This is a genomic window from Methylobacterium sp., assembly GCF_028290105.1.
Lineage (GTDB): Bacteria > Pseudomonadota > Alphaproteobacteria > Rhizobiales > Beijerinckiaceae > Methylobacterium.
Genome location: NZ_JAQGKL010000266.1, coordinates 1 through 3325, shown reverse-complemented (window position 1 = coordinate 3325; position 3325 = coordinate 1). Strand labels below are relative to the sequence as shown.

The 3325-nt window shown below is 72.5% G+C and carries 4 protein-coding genes and 1 pseudogene; 1 reads left to right on the top strand and 4 read right to left on the bottom strand.

What is annotated here, in order from left to right; translation table 11 throughout:
* Positions 1-518 (bottom strand): NAD(P)H-dependent oxidoreductase (locus JWQ05_RS18670; RefSeq protein WP_299661719.1); only part of this gene is annotated, 518 nt, incomplete at its 3' end.
* A gap of 76 nt (positions 519-594) precedes the next feature.
* On the opposite strand from JWQ05_RS18670, the gene JWQ05_RS18665 reads away from it, so the two are divergent.
* Complete coding sequence (locus tag JWQ05_RS18665) at positions 595-990, top strand: helix-turn-helix domain-containing protein (RefSeq protein ID WP_299661717.1); 396 nt, start codon at positions 595-597, stop codon at positions 988-990.
* 4 nt (positions 991-994) lie between these two features.
* Here JWQ05_RS18665 and JWQ05_RS18660 read toward each other — a convergent pair whose 3' ends face one another.
* The 3 genes and pseudogenes from JWQ05_RS18660 to JWQ05_RS18650 form a co-directional block, all read right to left on the bottom strand.
* Complete coding sequence (locus JWQ05_RS18660) at positions 995-2113, bottom strand: spore photoproduct lyase family protein (protein ID WP_299661714.1); 1119 nt, start codon at positions 2111-2113, stop codon at positions 995-997.
* 58 nt (positions 2114-2171) lie between these two features.
* Positions 2172-2729, bottom strand: a complete 558-nt coding sequence (rsmD, locus tag JWQ05_RS18655) for a 16S rRNA (guanine(966)-N(2))-methyltransferase RsmD (RefSeq protein ID WP_299661711.1) — start codon at positions 2727-2729, stop codon at positions 2172-2174.
* Positions 2726-3325, bottom strand: a pseudogene (locus JWQ05_RS18650) (RNA-binding protein); the annotation flags it as partial. The gene rsmD and the pseudogene JWQ05_RS18650, both read right to left, overlap by 4 nt.

Below are 3325 nucleotides of genomic sequence, written 5' to 3'. Positions count from 1 at the left end.
AATTCCGGGTTCGTGACACCGATGAACGCGAGCACCGCCCGCAGATACGTCTCGGCGTGCTCGGATGCGGCGGCCGGGGCGCCGGGGCCGTAGAGCCCGCCCCGCGCCACGGCGACGATGACGCGCTTCTCCGGGACCAGACCGACGGCGCCGCTCTCGGTGTACTTGAAGGTCTTGCCCGCCACGAGGATGCGGTCGACCCAGGCCTTAAGCTGCGACGAGATCGTGAAGTTGTAGAGCGGCGCGCCGATGACCACGATGTCGGCCGCAAGGAACTCCTCCAAGACCGTTCGGCCCAGGGCGACGTCGTGCTGGATGTCGGGGGTGTTCGTCGCGTTCGGCTGCTGGCCGGCGAGATACGCCCCCGAGAGGTGCGGGATCGGTTCGGCGGCGACGTCCCGATAGGTGACCGCGAGACCGGGCGCGCCGGCCTCGAGGTGCTGGACGATCGCGGCGGAGACGGCGCGGCTGACGGAGTGATCGCCGAGGATGCTGCCGTCGACGTGCAGGAGCTTCATGGTCTGTTCCCGGTATCAGAAGTGTACCAGGGCGCTATAGAGATCCGGATCGGCGCGCGCGCAAGGAGGCACATTCGTGGAACCCGGGCACAGCGAGGGAACCGAGGCACCGGCCCCGCACCATCCTGGCGATTGCCGGGTGGTCGGCACGGTTCTGGCGCGGATCGGCGACAAGTGGAGCATCCTCGTGGTGATGACGCTCACCGACGGTCCCCGCCGCTTCAACGAGTTGAAGCGCACCATCGGGGGCATCTCGCAGCGGATGCTCACCTTCACCCTGCGGGGCCTGGAGCGCGACGGGCTGGTCTCGCGCACGGTCTATCCAACCATCCCGCCGCGCGTGGATTACGAACTCACTGCTCTCGGCCGATCCCTGCAGGGGCCGGTGCAGGCGCTCGGCGCCTGGGCGTTCTCGAACCTCGACACGATCCAGGCGGCACGCACCCGCTTCGACGGGGGCAAGGCGCCCTGACGCATCAGGTCCAGTAGAGCACCCGCGCCTGCGGCAGTTCGCGCGCGAGCACACCCGTGATCGTCTCGCGCATCGTCCGCATCAGGTCGCGGGGAAAGACGTATTTCACCGAGCCGAACTTGGTGAGCTTGCGGGTGCGTTCCGCCTCGTCCATCGGCAGATCCGAGCCCGGATACCAGCCCTGGAGCACTTGCCTGGAACCCGGCGTGAAGCGGTGGGTGATGAGTTCGACGGTCAGGTCGAGGCCGGGCACGCCCGCGAGCGCCGCCGCGGCATCGCGGATCAGGGCGGCGTAGGCCTCGTGCCAATCCGGCACCGGCAGGATCGGCGCGACGGTCAGGCCGACCGGATAACCCGCCAGCGCCACGGCGCGCAGGGCGGCCAGACGCGCGTCGAGGCTCGCCGTGCCGCCCTCGTAGCGGGCGGCGGCCCGCGCGTTCACCGAGAAGCGGATTCGCGTGCGGCCGCGATGCGCCAGCGTCAGGAGCGGCGCGACGGCGGCGAACTTGGTGGTGAAGCGCAGTTGCACCGGTGCCTCCCACGCCCCGAAATGCGTGATCGCCCGGGAAAGCGAGCCGGTGAGGTGCTCGATGCCGAGTGGGTCGGTATAGCAGGAGGCCTCGAACGTGGTGCCCTCGCTCGCCCGCGCCACTTGTGCCGAGGTGACGGCGCCCTGGCCGAGATAAGCGGGAAGATTGCCCAGGATCGCGTCGAGGTTGGCGTAGGCTCGCGTCACCGGCGGGCCGGAGAGCGAGCCGGCGAGATAGCAGTACTGGCAATGGGCCGGGCAGCCCTCCGCGAGGTCGAAGCGCCAGTCGGCGCTGGGTGGGATCGGCTGCAGCTTCAGCTTGGTCGGCGGTGCCACCACGATGGCGAGCGTCGCCTTCGCCTCGCGGTAGGCCCGGCGCGGGTCCTCATCGCGAAAGCCAAGAAGGCGGTTGCTCTTCAGGCGCTCGACGGGAAGCCCCAGCGCCTCGGCCCGCGCCAGCATCGCCCGGCCATGGGCGTGTTCGAGGGCCGCGGGAGTGATCAGGACGCGGCGCGGACGCCAGGCGCGCGCGGGGCGCGGATCGTCGGCCTCGGCCGGCTCGGCGGTGACGGGAGCGGCATCTGCGAGGAGCATGTCGGGGCAACGCCGCTCGAACGTCCGGAGGTCCCCGGCGCGCGAAGCGGTCGCGGGCTCAAGCCGCGTAGCGGGCGTAGGCGAGCGCCGTGTCGCCGTAGATCCGGCGCTCCAATTCCGAAAAGCCGGGCGGCAGGGCGACGTGGACACTGGCGGCCTCCTCGACCACCACAAGGGCGCCGGGGGCGAGCCAGCCACCCTCCGCCGCGCTCGCGAGCGCGGCCGGCGCGAGGTCGCGGTTGTAGGGCGGGTCGCAGAAGACCAGCGTGAAGGTGCCGCTGGTGCCCACGGGCCCAAGGCGGGTGGCATCGCGCCGGAACAGGCGGGTGGCCCCCTCCGCCCCGAAGGCCTCGATGTTCTCGCGGATCAGCGCACGCGCCTCTGCGCCCTCGTCGACGAGGAGGGCATAGGCCGCCCCGCGCGACAGGGCCTCGAAGCTGAGCGCTCCCGTGCCGGCGAAGAGGTCGAGCACCCGGGCGCCGACAGCGGCATCGTCATAGGCGTGCGCCAGGACGTTGAAGATCGCCTCGCGCAGGCGGTCCGAGGTCGGGCGGATCGCATCCGTCTTGGGTGTCGCGAGGCGGCGACCGCGATGATCGCCGCCGACGATCCTCACCGGCTGCCGCCGCGCGGCGGACGGCCCGAACCGCCGGCAGGCCGACCGGAGCCCCCGGCAGGTCGACCAGAGCCGCCGCCCGGCCTGCCACCGGCACCGCCTCGGCTGAACCCGCCGGGCTTGCCGCCGCCACCCGGCTTGCCACCGGACTTGTCGAAACCGCCGGATTTGCCAAAGCCACCGGGTTTGCCGCCTGACTTGAAGCCGCCGGGCTTCGCGCCACCCTTGAAGCCGCCGCGCTCGCCATCGGAGCGCGCCGCGCCGCCCTTGTAACCACCACGCTCGCCACCCGGGCGCTCGCCGCCCCGGAAGCCGCTGGGCTTGTCACCCCGGAAGCCATCGGGACGATCACCGCGCGGGGCCGGGGGGCGCGACGGCGGACGCTCACCGCGCGCCTCGCCCTCTCCGCCGAAGCGGTTCGCGCCGGTGCGGAAGGGTCCGCGCGGACGCTCCTCGCTCCCGCGCGGCGGGCCTCGGCGCTCGGCGCCGTCCTGCGGCCGGGCATTGCCGCGCGGGCGGTCGTCATCGCGACGGGGCGGACGCCCCTCTCCGCCGAAGCTGCGGGCCGGACGGCCCGCGTCGGCGTCGCGCCGGGC